The sequence below is a fragment of the Streptomyces griseoviridis genome (genome assembly GCF_005222485.1).
In the GTDB taxonomy this organism is placed as follows: domain Bacteria; phylum Actinomycetota; class Actinomycetes; order Streptomycetales; family Streptomycetaceae; genus Streptomyces; species Streptomyces hintoniae.
This window is the reverse complement of sequence record NZ_CP029078.1, coordinates 4,072,591-4,093,804: the sequence shown is the minus strand read 5'-3', so window position 1 is coordinate 4,093,804 and position 21,214 is coordinate 4,072,591. Positions and strand designations below refer to the sequence as shown.

Genomic DNA, 21,214 nt, shown 5'->3' with positions numbered 1-21,214 from the left:
GCACCGCGTGGTGCGAGGAGGAACCGTGTTCCGCAGCGAGTACGCCGACGTCCCGCCCGTAGAACTCCCCATCCACGAAGCGGTCCTGGGCCGGGCCGCCGAGTACGGCGAGCGGCCCGCACTGATCGACGGCACCGACGGCACCACTCTCACCTACGCCCAACTGGACCGCTTCCACCGGCGGGTGGCCGCCGGGCTCGCCGCGCTCGGGGTCCGCAAGGGGGACGTGCTCGCGCTGCACAGCCCCAACACGATCGCCTTCCCGACCGCGTTCTACGCGGCGACCCGCGCGGGCGCCACCGTCACCACCGTCCATCCACTGGCCACCGCCGAGGAGTTCGCCGGCCAGCTGCGGGACGCGGGCGCCCGCTGGATCGTCACCGTCTCCCCGCTCCTCGACACCGCCCGCAGGGCCGCCGAACTCGCGGGCGGGGTACGGGAGATCCTGGTCTGCGACCGCGCGCCGGGCCACCGCTCCCTGCTCGACCTGCTCGCCTGCCAGGACCCGGAACCCGACGTCACCCTCGACCCGGTGACCGACGTGGCGGTCCTGCCGTACTCCTCAGGCACCACCGGACTGCCCAAGGGCGTGATGCTCACCCACCGCCAGATCGCCACCAACCTGGCCCAGTTGGAGCCCTCGGTGCGCGTCGAACCCGGTGAGCGCATCCTCGCGGTGCTGCCGTTCTTCCACATCTACGGCCTGACCGCCCTCATGAACGCGCCGCTGCGCTCCGGCGCCACCGTCGTCGTCCTGCCCCGCTTCGACCTGGAGAGCTTCCTCGCGGCCATCGAGAACCACCGCATCACCGGCCTGTACGTGGCCCCGCCGATCGTCCTGGCGCTGGCCAAGCACCCGGCGGTCGCCGACCACGACCTGTCGTCGCTGCGCTACATCCTCAGCGCCGCCGCCCCCCTCGACGCCACCCTCGCCGCGGCCTGCGCCCACCGGCTCGGCCTGCCGCCGGTCGGCCAGGCCTACGGCATGACCGAACTCTCCCCCGGCACCCACGTCGTCCCGCTCGACGCCATGGAGCACGCGCCGCCCGGCACCGTCGGCAAGCTCATCGCGGGCACCGAGATGCGCGTCGTCCCCCTCGAAGGACCCGCGCGCGACCTCGGCGTCGACGAGACCGGCGAGATCCTCATCCGCGGCCCCCAGGTCATGAAGGGCTACCTGGGCCGCCCCGACGCCACCGCCGCGATCCTCGACGCGGACGGCTGGCTGCACACCGGGGACGTCGGCCGGGTCGACGCCGACGGCTGGCTGTTCGTCGTCGACCGGGTCAAGGAACTCATCAAGTACAAGGGCTACCAGGTGGCCCCCGCCGAACTGGAGGCCCTCCTGCTCACCCACCCGGGCATCGCCGACGCCGCCGTCGTCGGCGCCCTCGACGACCGCGGCGACGAGATCCCGCACGCCCACGTGGTCCGCGCGGCCACCGGCCTCTCCGAAGGGGAGGTCATGACGTACGTCGCCGAACGCGTCGCCCCCTACAAACGGGTGCGCGCCGTCACCTTCGTCGACACCGTGCCGCGCGCCGCCACCGGCAAGATCCTCCGCCGCGTCCTGCGGGACCGGGCGTGAGCGGCGTCGGCCGCGCCCACGCGCGCGGCGTGCGGACCCTCAGCCTCGACTCCCCCGACACCCGCAACGCCCTGTCGGCGCCCCTGGTGCGGGAGTTGACGGCCGCGCTCACCGAGTGCGCGCACGACGACGACGTGCGCGCCGTCGTCCTCACCCACACCGGCACCACCTTCTGCGCCGGAGCCGACCTGCGCGACCCGCCCGCCCCCGAGGACCTGGTGCGGCTGCTGCGGCTCGTCGTCGAACTGCCGAGGCCCGTCGTCGCCCGGGTCACCGGCCATGTCAGGGCGGGCGGCCTCGGGCTGCTCGCCGCCTGCGACATCGCCGCCGCGGGCACCGCCGCCACGTTCGCCTTCACCGAGGTTCGCATCGGGGTGGCCCCGGCGATCATCTCGCTGCCGCTGCTGCCCCGCGCCGACCCGCGCGCCCTGGCCCGCCACTGTCTGACCGGCGAGCGGTTCGACACCGCCGAGGCCGTCAGGCTCGGCCTGCTCACCACCGCGGGCGACGACGTGGACGCCGTCCTCGGACCCGTCCTCGACGGGCTGCGGCGAGCCGCACCGCAGGCCCTCGCGGAGACCAAGAAGCTGCTCACGGCTAGGGTGCTCGAAGCCTTCGACCGGGACGCGGCCGATCTCACCGCGCTCTCGGGCCGGCTGTTCTCGTCACCGCCCGCGCGCGAGGGGATGACGGCCTTCCTAGAACGACGGGATCCCGCATGGGTGCTGTGACCGCAGTCGACCGCTCGCCCAAGCAGGACCGCAGCCGGGCCACCCGGCAGCGGCTGCTGGAGGCCGCCGTCGCGTGCCTCGCCGAACACGGCTGGGCGGGCTCCACGGTCTCCGTCGTCGCCGAGCGCGCCGGGGTCTCCCGGGGCGCGGCCCAGCACCACTTCCCGACCCGCGAGGACCTCTTCACGGCCGCCGTCGAGTACGTCGCCGAGGAACGCTCCACCGCCCTGCGCGCCCTCTTCCCGGACGGCGCCGCCGGTGACCGGCGGGCCGTCGTCGCCGCCCTCGTCGACCTCTACACCGGTCCGCTGTTCCGGGCCGCCCTGCACCTGTGGGTGGCCGCCTCGAACGAGGACCAGCTCGGCGCGCGGGTGACGGAGCTGGAGGCGCGCGTCGGCCGGGAGAGCCACCGGGCCGCCGTCGAACTGCTCGGCGCCGACGAGAGCGGGCCGGGCGTCCGCGAAACCGTCCAGGGCCTGCTGGACATGGCGCGGGGGCTCGGCCTCGCCCACCTCCTCACCGACGACACCGCCAGGCGCGGCCGGGTCGTCGCGCAGTGGGCGGACATCCTGGACCGGGAGCTGGCGGACTGACCGGCCCCGGCACCACCCGCCCCGGACCTCACCGCGGGCCGGGGGACGGGGGCCGGGGGTGAGGGCTCGAGGGTCAGGGGCTGAGGCGCTCCACGCGCCAGGCGCCGTCCGCCGCGGGCACGTACCGCAGCCGGTCGTGCAGCCGGTTCTCCCGCCCCTGCCAGAACTCCACCGCGCTCGGCACCACCCGGAACCCGCCCCAGTGCGGCGGCACAGGCACCTGCTCGCCCTCCGGATAGCGGGCCGCCAGTTCGGCGTAGGCGCTGTCCAGCGTGGCGCGCGAGCCGATCACCGAGGACTGCGCGCTGGCCCAGGCGCCCAGCTGGGAGCCGTGCGGGCGGGTGCGGAAGTAGGCGGCGGTCTCGTCGCGCCCGGTGCGCCGCGCCACCCCGGTCACGATGACCTGCCGTGCCACCGGGTGCCACGGGAACAGCAGCGAGACGTGCGGGTTCTGGGCCAGGTCGCGGGCCTTGCGGGAGCCGTAGTTGGTGTAGAAGACGAAGCCGTCGGCGTCGAACTGCTTCAGCAGCACCGTGCGGGAGCTGATCCTGCCCTCCGCGTCGGACGTCGAGACGACCATGGCGTTCGGCTCGTGGAGCCGCGCCCCGGTCACGACCTGTTCGAACCAGCGGGCGAACTGCTCGGTCGGCGTCGCGGCGAGCGCGGACTCGGACAGCCCCTCGGCCGAGTACCGCGCGCGCATCACGGAAGGATCGAGAGGGCCGCGGGGGACGGCGTCGGGGTCGGTCACGCGATCATCTTGCCGTATGTGCGGCCCGGAACGGGGTCACTTCACCCCTCCCTCGGGTGGCACTGAGTGCCGCAAGGGGTGCCCAAAGGTGGCACTCGGGGATATCGTGCGAGAGGCCGAGCCGTCACGCCACGAGGAGCCGCCGCATGTCCGACTTCGTACCCGGACTCGAAGGAGTCGTCGCCTTCGAGACGGAGATCGCCGAACCCGACAAGGAAGGCGGCGCCCTGCGGTACCGGGGCGTCGACATCGAGGATCTCGTCGGACACGTCGACTTCGGACACGTCTGGGGACTGCTCGTCGACGGCGCCTTCAACCCGGGACTGCCGCCCGCCGAACCGTTCCCGATCCCCGTGCACTCCGGTGACGTGCGGGTGGACGTCCAGTCCGCGCTGGCCATGCTCGCCCCGGTCTGGGGGCTGCGGCCGCTCCTCGACATCGACGCCGACCGGGCCCGCGACGACCTCGCGCGGGCCGCCGTGATGGCCCTGTCCTACGTCGCCCAGTCGGCGCGCGGCCAGGGCGTGCCGATGGTCCCGCAGACCGAGATCGACAAGGCCCGCTCCATCACCGAACGCTTCATGATCCGCTGGCGTGGCGAGCCCGACCCCAAGCACGTCGCCGCCGTCGACGCCTACTGGACCTCCGCCGCCGAGCACGGCATGAACGCGTCCACCTTCACCGCCCGCGTCATCGCCTCCACCGGCGCGGACGTCGCCGCCGCGCTCTCCGGGGCCGTCGGCGCGATGTCGGGACCGCTGCACGGCGGCGCGCCCTCGCGGGTCCTCGGGATGATCGAGGAGATCGAACGCACCGGCGACGCCGAGGGCTACGTCCGGCAGGCCCTCGACCGGGGCGAGCGGCTGATGGGCTTCGGGCACCGGGTCTACCGCGCCGAGGACCCCCGCGCGCGGGTGCTGCGCCGCACCGCGCGGGAGCTGGGCGCGCCGCGCTTCGAGGTCGCCGAGGCGCTGGAGAAGGCGGCCCTCGCGGAGCTGCACAGCCGCCGCCCCGACCGGGTCCTCGCCACCAACGTCGAGTTCTGGGCGGCCATCGTCCTGGACTTCGCCGAGGTCCCCGCCCACATGTTCACGTCCATGTTCACGTGCGCCCGCACGGCCGGCTGGTCGGCGCACATCCTCGAACAGAAGCGGACGGGACGGCTGGTGCGGCCGTCCGCCCGCTACGTGGGTCCCGGCACCCGGGGTCCTGGCGACATCGAGGGGTTCGACGCCATCGCCCGCTGACGACGGCGGTCACGGGGGCGCGGGCAGTCGGCCCGCGCCCCGCGCCCACTTCGCCCGCCCCGGAACAGCCCCGGTGGGACGTCAGGCCGGGGTCGGGGCCAGCAGGTGGGCGTGGTGGCGGCGGGCCACCGGGGGGTGGGCGCGCAGCTTGCCCTTCAGCTCGTTGTAGCCGTACTCGGCGAAGAGCGGGTTGGTGGGGTCGTCGCTCACGCCGGGCGCCGTCGCCGCGTGCGGGAACGGCAGCGGCTCGATCCGGGCGTCCAGACGCGGGTTGTAGAAGAACGGCACCGAGAACCGCTCCGTCGCGCCTGCCGGGCTGACCACCCGGTGGTTGGTGGCGACCAGATAGCCGTCGGTCGCGACTTCGAGCAGCTCGCCCAGGTTGACCACGAACGCGCCGTCGAGCGGCGGCACTTCGTGGAACCGGCCGTCCTCGCGCTGCACCTGGAGCCCGCCGACCCGGTCCTGGAGCAGCAGCGTCAGGAAGCCGTAGTCCTTGTGCGCGCCGACGCCCTGTCCCGCGCCGTCGCCTGCGCTGCCGGGGTAGCGCACCAGCTTCAGATGCGGGTGGGCGTGCGCGCCGAACACCGGGTCGTAGAAGTCGGCGGGCGCGCCGATCGACGTCAGCAGTTCGCGCAGCAGCCGGGCGGCGACCAGGCTGAGCCGGTCGATCCAGGCCAGCGCCTCGGTGCGCAGCTCGGGCAGGGCGGCGGGCCACTGGTTGGGCCCCTCTAGCCACCAGTACGCGGGCTCGTCGGGGCCGGGCGCGCGGGCGGGCCGTTCGGCGCCTATGTCGAGCTGGTCCCGCCAGTCGCGGGAGCCGCCGGTGCGCTCGTCGCCGGTGCGCGTGTAGCCGCGGAAGTGCGGCGAGTTGACGTTGTCGAGCGCCAGCCGGTCGGCCTCGGGGAGCCGGAAGAAGGCGTGCGTGGCCGCCACCAGGCGGGCGGTCTCGTCCGGTGTGATCCCGTGCCCGACGAGCTGGAAGAACCCCACGTCGTGGGCGGCGCTGTGCAGTTGGGCGTGGAGCAGGGAACGCGCCTGCGGGCCGCGGTCGGCGGCCGACAGGTCGATGATCGGGAGCTGGTCGTACGACGGGGTCGTCGAGAGGTGCGTCATCAGATGTGTCCGCGGGTGTACGGGGACCCGGGCGCCGGCCATGGGTGGGCGCGTGGCACCGGAGCCGATGGATGAAAGGGGTGCGAGGGGCGCGGGGGGTGCGCGGTCCGCGCGAGGTGCGGCGGAAGGGGCCGAGGTCAGGCGGAGCGCCGACAGCCCATGCTCGTGACGCGGACGAAGTCCACGTGGCGACGCCGAACGAGCAGAACCATGACGGAAGGGTACTGCGGCGGGTGACGGCGGCGACGGCGGCGGCGGCCGGGGGGAGCCGGGGGAGCGGTGGAGCGGGGGAGCCACGGCACCCGGGAGAACGGCGCCCGTTCCCTCGCCCTCGGCGGCGGACCTCGTCCCGGTACGGCTCGCGGTCCGGGAACGCGGACGACCCGCCAGCTCGGGTTCCTCCGCCTCGCGGCGGGAGGAGCCGGCCGGACGTACCGGCGAGCTGGCGGGTCGGTGACTGCTGGGATTGGGCCGGCTGCACGCATCCCTCACGTGCTGGTCCGGCACCGCACTCGGTGTGATGACGGGCCGCTAGCCCGCAGTCACCTCACGCGTCCGGTTTGCATACATCTGCCGAACCACCTCCCTTCTCGTGTACGACCACCCTAAGAAGGCGCGGCGCCCCGATCAACCGTTTTTCTCGCGCGGTGGTGAGAGCCGCGTGTCACGGCTCCGGTGGAGGGCGCGGGCGCGGGATGTTCTCCCGGACGCTCATGCCCGATGAGTCGGATGTGTAGGGAGAAGTACCGGATGGGTGCGATCGGTGACAGTGACCAGCCGGACGGCGTGCCCGAGCGGCGGCCCGCCCCCGCGAGGCCCGAGAGACCCGCGAGGCCCGAGCAACCCGCGAAGCCGCCGCGCGCACCGGTCGCCGAGCGGGTGCGGGGCGCGGTCGGACGGGCGCGGGCGGCGGGTCCGCCGCCGGGTCCGGCCCGCCCCGGGTTCTGGCGCAGTCCGCTGCGGGGGCCGTGGCTGACGGGCGTCTTCGGACTGGTGCTGCTGGTCGGGGTCGTGGTGCTGTTCGTGACGGGCCTGTTGTCGTACGCGGCCTACAACCCGGACCTCGCCGCGCGCAACGACCAGACGCCGGACAAGGGCTGGCTGGGGTTCTACCTGTTCACCTGGCCCACCTCGCCGCACTGGCTGTACCGGCTGACGCAGGGCGTGCACACCGTCCTGGGCGTGACGCTGGTCCCGGTCCTCCTCGCCAAGCTGTGGTCGGTGATCCCGAAGCTGTTCGAGTGGCCGCCGGTCCGCTCCGCCGCCCACGCCCTGGAGCGGATCTCCCTGCTCCTGCTGGTGGGCGGGGCCGGGTTCACGTTCGTCACCGGCATCCTGAACATCCAGCTCGACTACGTCTTCCCCGGCTCCTTCTACACGCTGCACTTCTACGGCGCCTGGGTGTTCGTCGCCGCGTTCGTCGTCCATGTCTCGTCGCGGCTGCCGCGTGCCGTCCGCGCGGTCCGGGCCGGCCGCGGGTGGCAGCCAGCGCCGGACTCGGCGGAGGCGGCCGGGCTGGTCCCGCCCCGGCCCGCGCCCGCGACGATCTCCCGGCGGGGCGCGGTCGCGACGGTGGGCGCGGGCTCCCTCGCCCTCTTCGCCGTGACGGCGGGGCAGAGCATCGGCGGCTGGTGGCGCGGGACCGCCCTGCTGGCGCCGCACGGCCGCGACCCCGGGAGCGGCCCGAACGGCTTCCAGATCAACAAGACCGCGGCCTCCAGCGGAATCCGCCCCAGCGACATCGGGCCCGCCTGGCGGCTGACGGTGCGCGGCGCGGGCCGCCAGGCGGTGCTGACCCGGGAGATGCTGCTGGCGATGCCGCAGCGGGAGGCGGCGCTGCCGATCGCCTGCGTCGAGGGCTGGTCGACCCCCGACCAGCAGTGGTCAGGGGTCCGCCTCACCGACCTCGCCGCCCTCGTCGGACTCGGCGAGGAGACCCCGCACGTGCTGGTCGAGTCGGTCCAGCGCGGCGGGTCCTTCTCCTCCGTCGTCCTCGCCGCCAACCAGGCCCGCGACGACCGCTCGCTCCTCGCGACCCGCGTGAACGGCGCCGATCTGTCACCCGACCACGGCTACCCGGCCCGCGTGATCATCCCGGCGGCGCCCGGCGTCCACAACACCAAATGGGTCACCCGCCTCACCTTCGGAGAGCCCGCGTGAAGCGCACCGGCACGGCCCTGGCCGCGGCCTTCGGGCGCCGCTACGGCGCCTCACCGCGGCGCCTCCTGCTCACCCTGGCCTGCTTCGCCGTCGCCCTCTACGCCGGTGTCCGGCTGCTGAAGGGCGACACCGTCGGGGTGGTGATCTGGTTCGTCGGCGCCGCCCTCCTCCACGACCTGGTCCTGCTGCCCGCCTACTCGCTCACCGACCGCGCCGCCCAGTTCCTCTTCCGCGGCCGGAGCCCCGCGCCAGGCGGCGTGCCGCGGCCCGGTGTGAACCACCTGCGCGTCCCGGCCTTCGTCGCGGGGGTCCTGTTCCTCGTCTGGTGGCCGCTGATCCTGCGTCAGGGCGGCCACTACACCGCCTACACGGCCCTGTCAGCGGACGGGTTCCTCACCCGTTGGCTCCTCGTCACCGCGGGCCTCTTCCTCGCCTCGGCGCTGGTCCTGGCCGTCAGGACCTGGCTGCGCCTGCGGCCGGAACGCAAGGCGGCCCGTGCTCGGGCACGAGCCCGGAGAGCCGCGGAGTGACCCGGCCCGGCCGGCGGGCCCCCGGTCGGAGGCGGCCCGCCGCCGCGCCCAGGCCGCCACCAGGACCAGGGCCGCCGCCGCTCCGTACGCGAGTTCGCTCACCGACGGCCGGGTGCCGAACGCCGGACCGAGGACGTAGACGGCGGCGCCCGCGAGGGCGACACCGAGCCACTCCCAGCGCCCGTCCAGGGCGACGAGGGCGATCAGCAGGAGCGCGTACCAGGAGTAGCCGGGCGTCAGGAGCACGAAGGCGCAGCCGGTGACGAGGAGGGCGCCGCTCCAGGGGCGTCGCGGGTCCCCGCGCCACATCACCCACCCGGACACGGCGGCGACGGCGGCGACCAGCACGGGCAGGGCCCAGGTGTCGGGGAGGACCAGCCGCAGGAGCGCGTACCGGGAGCCCGCCGACGCGTCGTCGTAGCCCTCTTCCTCCACGTAGCCGCCGAGGTAGCCGAAGACCGAGGCGTGCGAGAGGAGGACGTACGGGAGGTAGCCGATCACCACGAAGGCGGCGGCGGGCAGCAGCACGGTGGCCGCGTCGCGGAGCCGGCGGACCCCGGACAGGGCTCCGGGCAGGACGACGGCCGGCATCAGTTTCGTGGCGACGGCGGCGCCGATCAGCAGACCGCCCGCCGAGCGTCCGGCCACGGCCCGGGAGGCGACGAGGCCGAGGCCGGTGACGGTGAGGAGCACGCCCAGGATGTCGACGTGCGCGTTGTTGACCGCCTCCAGGGGGACGGCCGGGCACCACGCCCAGAGCGCGGCCTTGCGCGGGTCGTCACCGCGCCGCCGCAGGATCAGCAGCAGCGCGCCGGTGACGCCGAGGGAGATCAGGGCGGCGCCCGCCTGGAGCGGCTTGTGCCGGGCGCCGGCCGGGGAGAGCCGGTCCACGGCGAGGAAGTACGCCTCGGCGACCGGCGGGTAGATGGTGTGGACGCCCGGCCTGTTGAGGCGGGTGCAGCGGCGTTGGCCGTCGGCGCGGGGGAGCGGTGTGAGCCCCGGTTTCGCGCAGGCGGCGCCGGTGGGGAAGAGCCAGGGGTCGCGCAGCCGGGCGAGCGCCGGGTCCCGCGGGGTGTGGTCGTAGGGGGAGATGCCGGCGGACTGGACCCGGCCGTCCCAGGCGTAGCGGTAGGAGTCGGTGCTGGTGCGCGGCGGACCCACCAGCCCGGTCACGGTGACGGCGACGGCGCCCGCGACGATCAGCGGGACGGCGTGGCGGGCCGGGACCCGGCGCAGGGCCAGCAGCGCGACGGCGAAGACCGCCCAGCAGGCCGCGTACCGGCAGAACAGCCCGACGCGGTCGCTGGGATGGCCACCGTGGCCGAGGGTGAGGGTGAGCACCGTTGTCAGCGCGGCGAGCACAGCAAGCACGGCGGTGGTCGTGAGCGCGCCGCGAGGGGTGGCGGAGGTGAGGGCTTTCACCTGCGGAAGCCTTCCAGGAAGCGGTCCTTCCGCAGGCCGTGCCACCGCCGATGTCCGCGATTCGTAAGGTGTTCAGGCGGTCCGCGCGGGCCGCGCGGAGCGTGTGATGGGGGCATGCGTCTCCCCTTGCCCCCCGGACCGCCCGTCACCTTCGACGCGCCGCTGCACGACGCCCGTACCGCGACCGCGATCGGCCGCTGGCTCGGCGCGGCGATGGCGGTCTGCTTCGCGACCGGTCTCCTCAGCCACGTCCTCCAGCACCCGCCGGGATGGCTGGCCGACTCCCTGCCGAGCCGCCCGTACTGGGGCTACCGGCTCACCCAGGGCACGCATGTGGCGTCCGGCATCGCCGCGATCCCGCTGCTGCTGGCGAAACTGTGGGCGGTGTACCCGCGGCTGTTCGCCTGGCCCCCGGTGCGGTCGGTCCGGCACGCGCTGAAGCGGCTCTCCGTCGCCGTGCTCGTCGCCTCCGGACTCTTCGAACTGGCCACCGGGCTGCTGAACACCTTCCAGTGGTACCCGTGGCCGTTCAGCTTCGTCCCCGTCCACTACGCGGTCGCCTGGCTGCTGCTGGGCTCGCTGATCCTGCACGTCGCCGTCGAGTGGCCGAGGATCCGCGACCACTTCACGCTCGGCTCCCCGGGCACCCTGGCCCTGCCCGAGGCCGACGGGCCCGACCGGCGCGGCCTCCTCCTCGGCGTCACGGCCTCGGTCGGAGCGGTCACGCTCACCACGGTCGGACAGTCGCTCACCGCCCTCGGCCCGCTGGACCTCTTCGCCCCGCGCAGCCCCGCCCACGGCGTCCAGGGGCTGCCCGTGAACCGGACGGCCGCCGCCGCGGGGGTCAGCGCGGCCTCCCTGGCCCGGTGGCGGCTGACCGTGGAGGGGCCGCGCCCGTACACGCTCACCCTGGCGGAGCTGCGCGCCCTGCCGCAGCACGACGTCACCCTGCCCATCGCCTGCGTCGAGGGCTGGAGCGCGTCCGCCCACTGGAGCGGGGTCCGGGTGCGCGACCTCCTGGAGCGGGCGGGCGGCGGTCCCGGAGCGCGGGCCCGCGTGGTCTCCCTCGAAGCGTCCGGCGCCTACCGGGTCTCGGAGATGGGACGGAGCTACGCGCAGAGTCCGCTCACACTGCTGGCGCTGCGGCTGAACGGCGAGGTGCTCTCCCTCGACCACGGCTACCCGGCGCGGATCATCGCCCCGAACCGGCCCGGTGTCCTGCAGACCAAGTGGGTCGGCCGACTGGAGGTCGCGTGATGGGGCTCCGTCAGGTGGTGGGCGGCTGCGGGCTGCTGTGCGCGGCCTGGGGCGGGTGGCTGCTCCTCCAGCAGCCCGCGCCGTGGCGGATCGCCGGCTGGCTCGCGGCGGCGGTCGTGCTGCACGACGGGTTCGTCGCGCCGCTGGTGATCGGGCTCGCCGCGCTCATCGCCGCGGTGGGGCGGCGCCCGCGCGGGGTGCCGCGCGCGGCCCTGATGGTCGCGGGCTCCCTGACGGCCGTCGCCCTTCCGCCGCTGCTGCGTCCCGGCGCGGTCGCCAACCCCACCGTGCTGCCGCTCGACTACCTGCGCGACTGGCTGCTCGCCCTGGCCGCCGTCGCGCTGTTCACCCTCGGGCACGCCGGTGTGCGGGCCGTGCGGCGCCGGGTGAGCCGTCGGCCCTGACCGGGCGGGCGCCCCGCCGCGCGCCGCGCGGGTCGGGGCGGCCGTCAGCGGGTGAGGTGCGAGAAGTGCCGGCCCGCCGTCTGCCAGCTGTCGCACCGGGTCCAGCCCGCGGCCTCGGCCTTCGCGTCCAGGGCGCGGGCGCCGAGCCGCGCCCACCAGAAGGCGGCTCCGCGCCCGCCGGCGCCGTCCTCGACGTGCACCTCGACGCGTTCGTCGACGTCGGCGGCGGCCACCTCGACCAGCAGGGAGCCCCCGGGGGCGGTCAGTTCGGCGGCGCGGCGCAGCAGCGCGGCGGGGTCGCCGCCGATGCCGATGTTGCCGTCGACGAGGAGGACGGTGGCCCAGCCGCCCTCGCGGGGGAGCGGGTCGAACACCGACCGGCACAGGGCGCTGCCGCCCGCCCGCACGGTGCGGTCCACCGCCTCCGGGGTGACGTCCACGCCGAGTGCCGTGTGTCCGAGCCCGGCGAGGGCGGCGACCAGGCGTCCAGGGCCGCAGCCGATGTCGAGGACGGGCCCGGTGCACCGGGCCAGGACGGTGTCGTCGGCCGCGTCGGGCCCGGCGCACCACCGCTCGACGTCGAGCGGCAGCAGCCAGCCGTCGCGCCGGCGCAGGAACAGCGGTCCCTGCCCGGCGCGCAGGGCGTCCACGTACGGGTCCGCCTGCCAGGTGCGGGTGGCGGGCGCGGTGAGCTGCGCGGTCACCCGGCCACCGCGCACAGGCCGTGGTGCAGGGCGGCGAAGCGGGTCAGCGGGGCCGAGGCCGCGACCCGTTCCGCGTCGGCGGGCGTGTCCACGTCGCACAGCCCCGGCAGGTCCCGCACGGTGAGGCCCGCGTCGGTCAGCCGCCGCCGCTGGACCTCGCCGGTGCGGGCCACCGACATCGGGACGCCGAGCAGCAGGTCCCGGTCGGGGGCGGCGAGGCCGAGGGCCCAGAACCCTCCGTCGTCGGCGGGCCCGAACCACGCGTCCGCCTCGCTGAAGTCGAGCCCGCGCGCCAGGTGGGCGGGGGTGACCTGCGGGGTGTCCATGCCGATGAGCAGGGCCGGTCCCTCGGCCAGGGCGAACGCGGCGGCCAGCCGGGCGTCCAGGCCGCCGCTCCCCTGCGGGGCGACCTCGATGCCGTCCGGGAGCCAGGAGCCCGGCAGCCCGTCGAGGACCAGGACCCGGCGCTCGGCCGGGGTCGCCAGGACCGCCGCGAGGGTGTCCTGGAGCGCGGCGCGGGCCAGGTCGGCCGCCTGCCGCGGGGTGAAGCGCGTGGTCAGGCGGGTCTTCACGCGCCCGGCGACGGGTGCCTTGGCGATGACGAGGAGGGTGCTCACGCGGAGATCCCCTCGGCCGCCGCGCCGCGGGTGCCCGGCGGCTCGGCCAGGACCCGCCGCATGTCCCGTACGGCGTGCCAGGTGCCCCGCCAGGTCCCGGTGACCTTGGACCTGCCCGTCCTGGGCAGGTACGGGACGTCCGTCTCGGCGACCTTCCAGCCCGCGTCGGCGGCCCTGACGACCATCTGGAGCGGGTAGCCGCTGCGCCGGTCGGTGAGGTCGAGGCCGAGCAGCGCCTCGCGGCGGGCGACCCGCAGGGGGCCGAGGTCGTGGAGGCGCAGCCCGGTGCGGCGGCGCACCATCCGCGCGAGGGCGAGGTTCCCGGCGCGGGCGTGCGCGGGCCAGGCGCCGCGTCCCTGCGGGCGGCGCCTGCCGAGCAGGAGGTCCACCTCGCCGGCGGCGACCCGTTCGGCCATCGGGGCGAGCAGACCGGGGTCCATGGAGGCGTCGCAGTCGCAGAAGCAGACCAGTTCGGCCCGTGCGGCGAGGAGTCCGGCGGCGCAGGCGGCCCCGAAGCCGCGCCTGGCCTCGTGCACGACGGTGGCGCCGAGGGAGCGGGCGAGGTCGGCCGAACCGTCGGTCGAGCCGTTGTCGACGACGATGGCCCGCCAGGTCGCGGGCACCCGTGCCAGCACCCAGGGCAGGGCTTCCGCCTCGTCGAGGCAGGGCAGTACGAGGTCCGCGGCAGGCGGACAAGCAGAGGAAGTCACCCTCCACACCGTAGGAACCGGAGGGCCGAGAAGGGCGCGGAAGACCTTACGAAACGCTGACGCCCGAGCCGCACGGCGGCACGCCCGGGTCCCGCGGCCCGGCCCGGTGCCACTCTGGGGGCATGGCATCGAGCAGCGAGACCGACCGGCCCCCGGCCCCGGGTGACGTCGCGGGCCGCGTCCTGGTGGTGGACGACGACCCGACCGTCTCCGAGGTCGTGGCCGGCTATCTGGAACGGGCCGGGTTCACCGTGGAGCGGGCCGCCAACGGTCCGGCCGCGCTGGCGGCCGCCGCCGGGCGCAGGCCCGACCTCGTCGTCCTCGATCTGATGCTGCCCGGCATGGACGGCATCGAGGTCTGCCGCCGGCTGCGGGCGGGGGAGGACGGGCGGCGTTCCGTGGCGGTGGTCATGCTCACCGCGCGCGGGGACGAGGACGACCGTGTCCTCGGCCTGGAGGTCGGCGCGGACGACTACGTCACCAAGCCCTTCAGTCCGCGCGAGCTGGTGCTGCGGGTCCGGTCGGTCCTGCGCAGGGCGTCGGCGGCAACCCCGGCCGACGAGCCCGTGCTCGCTGCGGCCGGCCTGACCGTGGACCCCGCTGCCCGCCGTGCGACCCGGGACGGCGTCGAACTGGCCCTCACGCTCAGGGAGTTCGACCTCCTCACCTACTTCCTGCGGCACCCCGGGCGGGTCTGCGGGCGGGAGCGGCTGATGCGCGAGGTGTGGGGCTGGGACTTCGGCGACCTGTCCACGGTGACCGTGCACGTCCGCAGACTCCGCGGCAAGATCGAGCGGGACCCAGCCGATCCGCGGCTGATCAGGACCGTCTGGGGCGCCGGGTACCGCTTCGAGGCGGGCCCCGCCCCGGCCGACCGCGCGGCGGCCGCGGCCGGGACGGAGGACGGCGGCCGTGCGTGACCTGCTGCTGATCGCCCTGTACGCCTTCCTCGGCGCGGCTGCCGCCGGGCTCCTCGGCGCCGTGGCGCTGCGGGCCCTGCGCCGGCGCAGCGTCGCCGTCTCCCTCGCGGTGGTCGCGGCAGTCGCCGTGTCCGCGATGCTCGCCGGGACGCTCGCGGTCGCGTGGGCGATGTTCCTCTCCCCGCACGACCTCTCCGTGGTGACCACCGTCGTCGCGATGGCCGCCGCGGTGTCGCTCGGCACGACGCTGCTGCTGGGGCGTCAGGTGGTGCGCCGCTGCCGGGAACTGGTCGTCGCGGCACGCGGCTTCGGGGAGGACGGCGCCTTCGAGGCGCCCGCCGTGCCGGCCCCCGCCGAGCTGGCGGCGCTCAGCCGCGAACTGGCCCTCAGCAGCGAGCGCCTCGCCGCGTCGCGGGCCCGCGAGCGGGCCCTGGAGACCTCGCGGCGCGAGCTGGTGGCCTGGATCTCGCACGACCTGCGGACCCCGCTCGCCGGGCTGCGGGCGATGTCGGAGGCGCTGGAGGACGGTGTGGTCGACGACCCGGCCCGCTACCACCGCCAGATGCGCGCCGAGGTGGACCGCCTCAACTCCATGGTCACCGACCTGTTCGAGCTGTCCCGCATCCATGCCGGGGCGCTCTCCCTCAGCCCCACCCGTGTCTCCCTCTACGACCTGGTCGGGGACGCGCTGGCGGGGACCGACGCGCTCGCCCGCGAACACGGTGTCCGCCTCGCCGGTGGCGGCGTCGCCCCGCTGCCGGTCCACGTCGACGGCAAGGAGATGACGCGGGTGCTGTCCAACCTGCTGGTCAACGCCATCCGGCACACCCCGGCCGACGGCACGGTGGCGATCGCCGCGGAGCGCCGCGCGGACACCGTGGTGCTCTCCGTCACCGACGCCTGCGGCGGCATCCCGGAGGAGGACCTCCCGAGGGTCTTCGACACCGGCTGGCGGGGCAGCCAGGCCCGTACCCCGCCCTCGGGGGCCGGGCTCGGCCTGGCCATCGTCCGCGGCATCGTCGAAGCCCACTCAGGGCACGCGGCCGTCCACAACGTCCCCGACGGCTGCCGGTTCGAGCTGACGCTGCCCGCGCCCGGGTAGGCGGGCCCCGGCCGGCCGCGGGCTCACGGCCTGCCGGGGCCGACCGGCTCCGCCGACGTCCGCTGACCGGCCCGCGCGAACTCCGCCATCCCTTCGGCGAACCGCACCTCGGGCCGCCAGCCCAGCTCGTCGCGCAGCCGGGCGGAGTCGGCGGTGACGTGCCGTACGTCGCCGAGCCGGAACTCGCCGGTGACCACCGGGGCGGGGCCACCGCACGCCGTCGCCAGCGCGGCGGCCATCTCCCGGACCGTGTGCGGTTCCCCGCTGCCCGTGTTGTACGCGGTCATCGTCCCGCCCGCCAGGCCGGCGACGGCCTCCAGCGCCACGGAGTTCGCGGCGGCCACATCGGTGACGTGGACGAAGTCCCGCCGCTGCGCGCCGTCCTCGTAGACCCGCGGGGCCTCTCCCCTGGCCAGCGCCGAGCGGAAGAAGGAGGCGACGCCCGCGTAAGGGGTGTCGCGCGGCATGCCGGGTCCGTACACGTTGTGGTAGCGCAGCGACACCGCGCGGCCTTCCGCGCACCGGGCCCAGGAGGCGGCCAGGTGCTCCTGCGCCAGCTTCGTCGTCGCGTAGACGTTGCGGGGGTCCGTGGGCGCGTCCTCGCGCACCAGCCCTGGCGCGAGCGCGGCGCCGCAGTCGGGGCAGCGCGGCTCGAACCGGCCCGCCTTCAGGTCCTCGGCCCGGCGCGGTCCGGGGCGCACCGTCCCGTGGGAGGCGCACGTGTACCGGCCCTCTCCGTAGACCACCATCGACCCGGCGAGGACCAGCCTGCGCACGCCCGCGTCAGCCATCCGGGCCAGCAGCACCGCCGTTCCGAGGTCGTTGCACCCGACGTACTCGGGGGCGTCGGCGAAGTCCTTGCCGAGGCCGACCATGGCCGCCTGGTGGCAGACCGCGTCCACCCCGCGCAGCGCGGAGCGCACGGCGTCGGGGTCCCGTACGTCGGCGTGGACGAACTCCGCGTCGGGCAGGGGCGGCGCGGCGGGGTGGGCGGCGGGCAGCAGGGCGTCGAGGACGACCGGCTCGTGTCCGCGGGCCGTGAGGGCGGTGACGATGTGGGAGCCGATGAACCCGGCTCCTCCGGTGACGAGTACGCGCATGTCCCGGACGGTACGCACGGCACCCGCGCGCGGGGCGGTCCCACGCGCGGACGTAAGACTTCCGTCATCTCGGGAGCAGGACTCGGGAGCAGGACTCTGGAGCAGGACACTAGCGCTGCGTACATGACAGGACGAAGATCGTCCCGAGCGTCGGACCGGCGCGCGGCACCGATCCGCGGTGCCCCGTTGACGTGCGCCGGTGGGCGATGTTCGCTGAAGAAGTGACTGATCTTCGTATGGTCGCGCCGGAAGGCGGGAACCCGCTGCGGAGCGGCCGGTGGACGGACCCCGTCGACCGGCTTCCCGACCGGCCGGCGACCGGTTCGCGGGCCGGTTCCCGGACCGGTTCCCCGACCGGCCCGGAGATCGACCTGATGACGGAGGAGGCGGGGACCAGCGCGGTGTGACGCAACGATTACCTGCAATCTTGGGGAACTCGGTGTGTGCTGCGTCACGTTCCAGTTAGATGATGGCGAGTGAGCGAACCGACGCGCCGTACGTGCGGACGCAGCTTGGCAGGGGGTCCAGGTGAGTGCTTCCCGGCGTGGTGGGACCACCGACGAAGTCGGCCCCGACGAGCCCGAACGGGCCGGACCCGAGAGCCCCGGCGGCCCCGACGGCTCCGACCTCCTTGCCGCGCTCCTCGACGGCATGGACGCCGCCCTGTGCGCGCTCGACGCCGAGGGCGTCGTCACCCACTGGAACCGCGAGGCCGAGCGCATCCTCGGCTGGACCGCCGCCGAGGCCGTGGGCCGCAAGGGGTTCGCGGGGTGGGCGGTGCGTCCGGCGGACGCCGACGAGGTCCAGCGGCGCCTGATGTCCGCGATGGACGCGCACGGCCGCCAGGTCCACGAGTTCGCGCTGCTCACCAAGGACGGCGGGCGGGTCCTCGTGCGCACCCAGTCGGCCGCCGTGCGCGGGCCCGACGGCAGGCCCGCGGGCGTGTACTGCGCCTTCAGCGAGGTGCACACCCAGATCGACCTGGAGCGCTCGATCGCGCTGAGCGAGGCGCTCTTCGAGGACGCCTCCTGGGGCGTCGTCCTCATCGACGCCGACCTGCGGCCCGCCGTGGTCAACGCGCACGCGGCCCGCGCCCTCGGCATCGGCCGCAGCTCCGCCCTCGGCCGCCCCCTCGGCGACCTGCTCGCCCACGGGGTCGAGGAGCTGGAGAGCGCCCTCACCCACGTCCTCTCCGAGGGGGCGCCGCCCGCGCTCGCCGAGTTCTGGGTGGGCGTGCGCACCGCCGAGGGCGAGCAGCGCAGGTGCTGGCGGTGCGGCTTCGTCCGGCTGGCCTCACCGCTCGCGGAAGAACCGGTTCCGCTGGGCGTGGGCTGGGTCTTCGAGGACGTCACCGAGGCCAAGCAGGGCGAGCAGGAGGCGGCGCTGCTGCGCTTCCGCTCCAACCAGCTGCACCGCGCCGCGCGGGCCGCCGCCGAGTGCGAGGACCCCGCGGAGGCGGCCACCGTCCATCTCGACTTCGCCCTCGCGGGCTTCGCCGACCACGCCGTGATCGACCGGATCGCGGGCGGCTCGCTCGCCGACGGCGACGGGACAGGACCGGTCCGCCTGGTCCGGGTCGCCGCGACCCCGTCGGGCGGCCCCGGGCCCAGCCTGCTCACCGGCCGCGCGGGCCTCCCGGTCCGCTACGGACCCGGCCACCCGGCGCTCCAGTGCGTGCAGCGCGCGGGCTCGGTCAGGGCCGGTTCCAGCTCGGCACCGCCCGAACAGGCCCGCGAGTGGGCCACCGCCCGCCGCTGGCCCCCGGACGCCGTCCACGCCCTGTGCGCGGTGCTGCGCAGCCGTGGCCGCACGCTGGGTGTCGTGACGTTCCTGCGCGGCGCGGGCCGCACCCAGTTCGAACGGGGCGACGCCTCCTACGCGGAGGACGTGGCGGTCCGCATCGCCACCGCCCTCGACTTGGCGGCGACCCTGGAGGGCGGGGACCGCGGGACCCCCGCGGACCGGCGGGACCACGGCCGCTGAACGGCCCCGGGAACACCCCGGGAGCACCCCCGGGGCCCGGCGGGCCGGTCCTCACGGGGCCCAGCGGCCCGGCGGGCCGGTCTTCGTGGTTCCTACCGGCGGTAGAAGATCCGGTCGCCGTACTCCGTCATCACGCGGCCGTTCCACTCGTGGCCGCCGTCGACGTTCCCCGAGCGCAGCAGCGGCGGCTCGGTGCCCCGGTCGGCCAGGGTCGCCGCCGCCGTCGCCACGACCGCCTGGAGCAGGGCCGAGGTGACGACCGTCGAGGCGGGGGCGAAGGGGGCCGGGATGGTGTCCAGGGTCAGCTCCGCGTCGCCGACCGCGATCTTCGAGTCGAGGACGATGTCGCAGTGGTCCTTGAGGTAGCTCCCCGACGTGTGCCGTGACGTCGTCTGCGAGGCGTAGGCCACCGACGTCACGCCGATCACCTTCACGCCCAGGGCGCGGGCGTTCATCGCCATCTCCACGGGCAGCGCGTTGCGCCCCGACAGGGAGACAATCACCAGGGCGTCGCCCGCGCGCAGCGGCGAGCTGTCCAGGACGGCGCTCGCGAGGCCGTCGACCCGCTCGAGGGCCGAACCGAGCGTGGCCGGCATCACGTCCACGCCGACGACACCCGGCACCGACAGCAGGTTCATCAGCGCGAGGCCGCCCGCCCGGTAGACGACGTCCTGGGCGGCCAGCGAGGAGTGGCCCGCGCCGAAGGCGAACAGCCGTCCCCCCGACTCCACCGTGTCGGCGAGCAGCGCCCCGGCCTCGGCGATCCGCTCCGCCTCCTCGTCCCGTGCCCGCCGCAGCAGGTCGATCGCGGCGTCGAAGAACTGCCCGGCCGGTGTGGCGTCGCTCATGCGGGTCCTTTCGGGGGCGGTGTCCGTGCGGTGCCCGTGCCTGTGTCGCGGATCACGGTGCGGTCTGGACCAGCGCCCTGTCAATACGGAGGCGTACGGTGGTCGGTGCGCGCCCGCCGTACCCCGCCCGGATGCCGAGCGGTACCGCCGCGTCTCCGCTCGAAGGCCCGTGGCTTCCTGGCTCGGCACGGTTGTCAGTGGTATGCGTCAGAATTGAAGTCAGGGCCAGCGCACGCGCCGGGAAGCCGCCGCGCTTCCGGCAGATCTCATCGAGGGGCACGTATGTCCGGACTGATCGACACCACGGAGATGTATCTCCGCACCATCCTCGAGCTTGAGGAGGAAGGTGTGGTCCCGATGCGCGCCCGGATCGCCGAACGGTTGGACCAGAGCGGTCCCACGGTCAGCCAGACCGTGGCCCGCATGGAGCGGGACGGCCTGGTGTCCGTCGCCACCGACCGGCACCTGGAGTTCACCGACGAGGGCCGCAGACTCGCCACCCGCGTGATGCGCAAGCACCGGCTCGCCGAGTGTCTGCTGGTCGACGTGATCGGCCTGGAGTGGGAGCAGGTGCACGCCGAGGCCTGCCGCTGGGAGCACGTGATGAGCGAGGCCGTGGAGCGCCGCGTCCTCGAACTGCTGCGGCACCCCACCGAGTCGCCGTACGGCAACCCGATCCCGGGCCTGGAGGAGCTGGGCGAGAAGGACGGCGCCGACCCCTTCCTCGACGAGGGCATGGTCTCGCTCGCCGACCTCGACCCCGGCACCGAGGGCAAGACCGTCGTGGTGCGCCGCATCGGCGAGCCCATCCAGACCGACGCGCAGCTGATGTACACGCTGCGTCGGGCGGGTGTGCAGCCCGGCTCGGTGGTGAGCGTGACGGAGTCGGCGGGGGGCGTGCTGGTCGGCAGCGGCGGCGAGGCCGCCGAGCTGGACACGGACGTCGCGTCGCACGTCTTCGTCGCCAAGCGCTGACCGCCCGGCCGTCACGGAGCGTGGTGCCCTCCGGGGCGCCGGTCAACTGCCGTGGGGGACGTGGCGGTTGGCGTCCTCTGTGACTCCCGTCGGCGTTCTCGTCGAATCAAGGAATTCTGTGCGTCGAATCGCAGCGCTCGGACGATTCGCGTGCCAGGCTTGCGCGTGAGGCATATGACCTGGAGGGGGCGGGCGGATGTGCCGCAGACACGGTGAAGGCCCCGGCGCCTTGCGGCGCCGGGGCCCGTCCTCCCCTGTGCTGACCCGGAGCCCCGAGCTCCCAGGGTCAATCCCCTCGGACCGTTTTCCCCGAGCGGTCCGCCTCCCGCTGAAGATCTCCCCTCCACGGTGGCGATCATTCCTTGCGGGTGGTCACTCGAACGAGGGGTGTTGACCGCAGAAAGAGCATTTTCGAATGCGCATTCGATAATCTGGGGGTGTGGCGGGCCGCGCGGT

Annotated in this window: 20 protein-coding genes and 1 pseudogene; 13 read left to right on the top strand and 8 right to left on the bottom strand. The window is 75.0% G+C overall.

Annotated features, from left to right (window positions below; genetic code table 11):
* Positions 1-25 precede the first annotated feature (25 nt).
* Genes DDJ31_RS17240 through DDJ31_RS17230 form a run of 3 tightly spaced genes read left to right on the top strand, consistent with a single transcriptional unit; the run spans position 26 to position 2,912 of the window.
* Complete coding sequence (locus tag DDJ31_RS17240; protein ID WP_127179398.1) at positions 26-1,588, top strand: 4-coumarate--CoA ligase family protein; 1,563 nt, start codon at positions 26-28, stop codon at positions 1,586-1,588.
* Complete coding sequence (locus DDJ31_RS17235; protein WP_127179399.1) at positions 1,585-2,319, top strand: enoyl-CoA hydratase family protein; 735 nt, start codon at positions 1,585-1,587, stop codon at positions 2,317-2,319. Before DDJ31_RS17240 ends, DDJ31_RS17235 begins: the two co-directional genes overlap by 4 nt.
* The gene (locus DDJ31_RS17230) at positions 2,307-2,912 is read left to right on the top strand and encodes a TetR/AcrR family transcriptional regulator (RefSeq protein ID WP_127179400.1); all 606 of its coding nucleotides are present in this window, start codon (positions 2,307-2,309) and stop codon (positions 2,910-2,912) included. Before DDJ31_RS17235 ends, DDJ31_RS17230 begins: the two co-directional genes overlap by 13 nt.
* A 73-nt stretch (positions 2,913-2,985) precedes the next feature.
* On the opposite strand, the gene pdxH is transcribed toward DDJ31_RS17230, so the two are convergent.
* Positions 2,986-3,663: a pyridoxamine 5'-phosphate oxidase gene (gene pdxH, locus DDJ31_RS17225; RefSeq protein WP_127179401.1), complete on the bottom strand. Its 678-nt coding sequence runs from the start codon at positions 3,661-3,663 to the stop codon at positions 2,986-2,988.
* A 146-nt stretch (positions 3,664-3,809) separates the two neighbouring features.
* Here pdxH and DDJ31_RS17220 point away from each other — a divergent pair, with 146 nt between their 5' ends.
* The gene (locus DDJ31_RS17220; RefSeq protein WP_127179402.1) at positions 3,810-4,910 is read left to right on the top strand and encodes a citrate synthase 2; all 1,101 of its coding nucleotides are present in this window, start codon (positions 3,810-3,812) and stop codon (positions 4,908-4,910) included.
* 81 nt (positions 4,911-4,991) lie between these two features.
* On the opposite strand, the gene DDJ31_RS17215 is transcribed toward DDJ31_RS17220, so the two are convergent.
* Complete coding sequence (locus DDJ31_RS17215) at positions 4,992-6,026, bottom strand: isopenicillin N synthase family dioxygenase (RefSeq protein WP_127179403.1); 1,035 nt, start codon at positions 6,024-6,026, stop codon at positions 4,992-4,994.
* 750 nt (positions 6,027-6,776) lie between these two features.
* Between DDJ31_RS17215 and DDJ31_RS17210 the strand changes: the two genes are divergently transcribed.
* Together DDJ31_RS17210 and DDJ31_RS17205 are read left to right on the top strand one after the other, a co-directional pair.
* Positions 6,777-8,186 (top strand): molybdopterin-dependent oxidoreductase, encoded by a 1,410-nt coding sequence (locus DDJ31_RS17210; RefSeq protein ID WP_127179404.1) that lies wholly within the window; start codon positions 6,777-6,779, stop codon positions 8,184-8,186.
* Positions 8,150-8,716, top strand: a complete 567-nt coding sequence (locus tag DDJ31_RS17205) for a hypothetical protein (protein ID WP_240678177.1) — start codon at positions 8,150-8,152, stop codon at positions 8,714-8,716. The genes DDJ31_RS17210 and DDJ31_RS17205 overlap by 37 nt, the downstream gene beginning before the upstream one ends.
* A 291-nt stretch (positions 8,717-9,007) precedes the next feature.
* Here the strand turns inward: DDJ31_RS17205 and DDJ31_RS17200 are convergent.
* A pseudogene (locus DDJ31_RS17200) lies at positions 9,008-9,607 on the bottom strand (glycosyltransferase 87 family protein); the annotation flags it as partial.
* A 645-nt stretch (positions 9,608-10,252) separates the two neighbouring features.
* Here DDJ31_RS17200 and DDJ31_RS17195 point away from each other — a divergent pair.
* Both DDJ31_RS17195 and DDJ31_RS17190 read left to right on the top strand, forming a co-directional pair.
* On the top strand, positions 10,253-11,395 hold the full coding sequence (locus tag DDJ31_RS17195) for a molybdopterin-dependent oxidoreductase (protein ID WP_127179405.1): 1,143 nt from the start codon (positions 10,253-10,255) through the stop codon (positions 11,393-11,395).
* Entirely contained in the window at positions 11,395-11,799 is a 405-nt protein-coding gene (locus DDJ31_RS17190; RefSeq protein ID WP_127179406.1) for a hypothetical protein, read from the top strand. The genes DDJ31_RS17195 and DDJ31_RS17190 overlap by 1 nt, the downstream gene beginning before the upstream one ends.
* Before the next feature lie 44 nt (positions 11,800-11,843).
* On the opposite strand, the gene DDJ31_RS17185 is transcribed toward DDJ31_RS17190, so the two are convergent.
* From DDJ31_RS17185 to DDJ31_RS17180, 3 genes are read right to left on the bottom strand one after another with little or no spacing between them, the layout of a single operon-like run.
* The gene (locus DDJ31_RS17185; RefSeq protein WP_311633917.1) at positions 11,844-12,503 is read right to left on the bottom strand and encodes a class I SAM-dependent methyltransferase; all 660 of its coding nucleotides are present in this window, start codon (positions 12,501-12,503) and stop codon (positions 11,844-11,846) included.
* Positions 12,500-13,120 (bottom strand): TIGR04282 family arsenosugar biosynthesis glycosyltransferase, encoded by a 621-nt coding sequence (locus DDJ31_RS39185; protein WP_164784947.1) that lies wholly within the window; start codon positions 13,118-13,120, stop codon positions 12,500-12,502. The genes DDJ31_RS17185 and DDJ31_RS39185 overlap by 4 nt, the downstream gene beginning before the upstream one ends.
* The gene (locus DDJ31_RS17180; protein WP_240678179.1) at positions 13,117-13,830 is read right to left on the bottom strand and encodes a glycosyltransferase family 2 protein; all 714 of its coding nucleotides are present in this window, start codon (positions 13,828-13,830) and stop codon (positions 13,117-13,119) included. Before DDJ31_RS17180 ends, DDJ31_RS39185 begins: the two co-directional genes overlap by 4 nt.
* A 122-nt stretch (positions 13,831-13,952) precedes the next feature.
* On the opposite strand from DDJ31_RS17180, the gene DDJ31_RS17175 reads away from it, so the two are divergent.
* Together DDJ31_RS17175 and DDJ31_RS17170 are read left to right on the top strand one after the other, a co-directional pair.
* Positions 13,953-14,750: a response regulator transcription factor gene (locus DDJ31_RS17175; RefSeq protein WP_127179408.1), complete on the top strand. Its 798-nt coding sequence runs from the start codon at positions 13,953-13,955 to the stop codon at positions 14,748-14,750.
* Positions 14,743-15,852, top strand: coding sequence for a sensor histidine kinase (locus DDJ31_RS17170; protein ID WP_127179409.1), 1,110 nt, complete (start codon positions 14,743-14,745; stop codon positions 15,850-15,852). The genes DDJ31_RS17175 and DDJ31_RS17170 overlap by 8 nt, the downstream gene beginning before the upstream one ends.
* A 23-nt stretch (positions 15,853-15,875) precedes the next feature.
* Here the strand turns inward: DDJ31_RS17170 and DDJ31_RS17165 are convergent, their stop codons facing one another.
* The gene (locus DDJ31_RS17165) at positions 15,876-16,952 is read right to left on the bottom strand and encodes an NAD-dependent epimerase/dehydratase family protein (protein WP_127179410.1); all 1,077 of its coding nucleotides are present in this window, start codon (positions 16,950-16,952) and stop codon (positions 15,876-15,878) included.
* Positions 16,953-17,173: 221 nt separating this feature from the next.
* Between DDJ31_RS17165 and DDJ31_RS17160 the strand changes: the two genes are divergently transcribed.
* Both DDJ31_RS17160 and DDJ31_RS17155 read left to right on the top strand, forming a co-directional pair.
* On the top strand, positions 17,174-17,359 hold the full coding sequence (locus DDJ31_RS17160; protein ID WP_127179411.1) for a hypothetical protein: 186 nt from the start codon (positions 17,174-17,176) through the stop codon (positions 17,357-17,359).
* 121 nt (positions 17,360-17,480) lie between these two features.
* A complete protein-coding gene (locus DDJ31_RS17155; protein ID WP_127179412.1) occupies positions 17,481-18,935 on the top strand; it encodes a PAS domain-containing protein in 1,455 nt (484 codons plus the stop codon).
* 92 nt (positions 18,936-19,027) lie between these two features.
* Here DDJ31_RS17155 and DDJ31_RS17150 read toward each other — a convergent pair whose 3' ends face one another.
* Positions 19,028-19,783 (bottom strand): SIS domain-containing protein, encoded by a 756-nt coding sequence (locus DDJ31_RS17150; RefSeq protein ID WP_127179413.1) that lies wholly within the window; start codon positions 19,781-19,783, stop codon positions 19,028-19,030.
* A gap of 282 nt (positions 19,784-20,065) precedes the next feature.
* On the opposite strand from DDJ31_RS17150, the gene DDJ31_RS17145 reads away from it, so the two are divergent.
* Positions 20,066-20,758: a metal-dependent transcriptional regulator gene (locus tag DDJ31_RS17145; RefSeq protein ID WP_127179414.1), complete on the top strand. Its 693-nt coding sequence runs from the start codon at positions 20,066-20,068 to the stop codon at positions 20,756-20,758.
* The last annotated feature ends 456 nt before the right edge of the window (positions 20,759-21,214 follow it).

Coding starts and splice junctions, on each gene's coding strand:
- DDJ31_RS17190 (WP_127179406.1), top strand. CDS start 11,395: ATGGGGCTCCGTCAGGTGGTGGGCGGCTGCGGGCTGCTGTGCGCGGCC.
- DDJ31_RS17150 (WP_127179413.1), bottom strand. CDS start 19,783: ATGAGCGACGCCACACCGGCCGGGCAGTTCTTCGACGCCGCGATCGAC.
- DDJ31_RS17205 (WP_240678177.1), top strand. CDS start 8,150: ATGGGTCACCCGCCTCACCTTCGGAGAGCCCGCGTGAAGCGCACCGGC.
- DDJ31_RS17195 (WP_127179405.1), top strand. CDS start 10,253: ATGCGTCTCCCCTTGCCCCCCGGACCGCCCGTCACCTTCGACGCGCCG.
- DDJ31_RS17215 (WP_127179403.1), bottom strand. CDS start 6,026: ATGACGCACCTCTCGACGACCCCGTCGTACGACCAGCTCCCGATCATC.
- DDJ31_RS17175 (WP_127179408.1), top strand. CDS start 13,953: ATGGCATCGAGCAGCGAGACCGACCGGCCCCCGGCCCCGGGTGACGTC.
- DDJ31_RS17220 (WP_127179402.1), top strand. CDS start 3,810: ATGTCCGACTTCGTACCCGGACTCGAAGGAGTCGTCGCCTTCGAGACG.
- DDJ31_RS17210 (WP_127179404.1), top strand. CDS start 6,777: ATGGGTGCGATCGGTGACAGTGACCAGCCGGACGGCGTGCCCGAGCGG.
- DDJ31_RS17145 (WP_127179414.1), top strand. CDS start 20,066: ATGTCCGGACTGATCGACACCACGGAGATGTATCTCCGCACCATCCTC.
- DDJ31_RS17165 (WP_127179410.1), bottom strand. CDS start 16,952: ATGCGCGTACTCGTCACCGGAGGAGCCGGGTTCATCGGCTCCCACATC.
- DDJ31_RS17230 (WP_127179400.1), top strand. CDS start 2,307: ATGGGTGCTGTGACCGCAGTCGACCGCTCGCCCAAGCAGGACCGCAGC.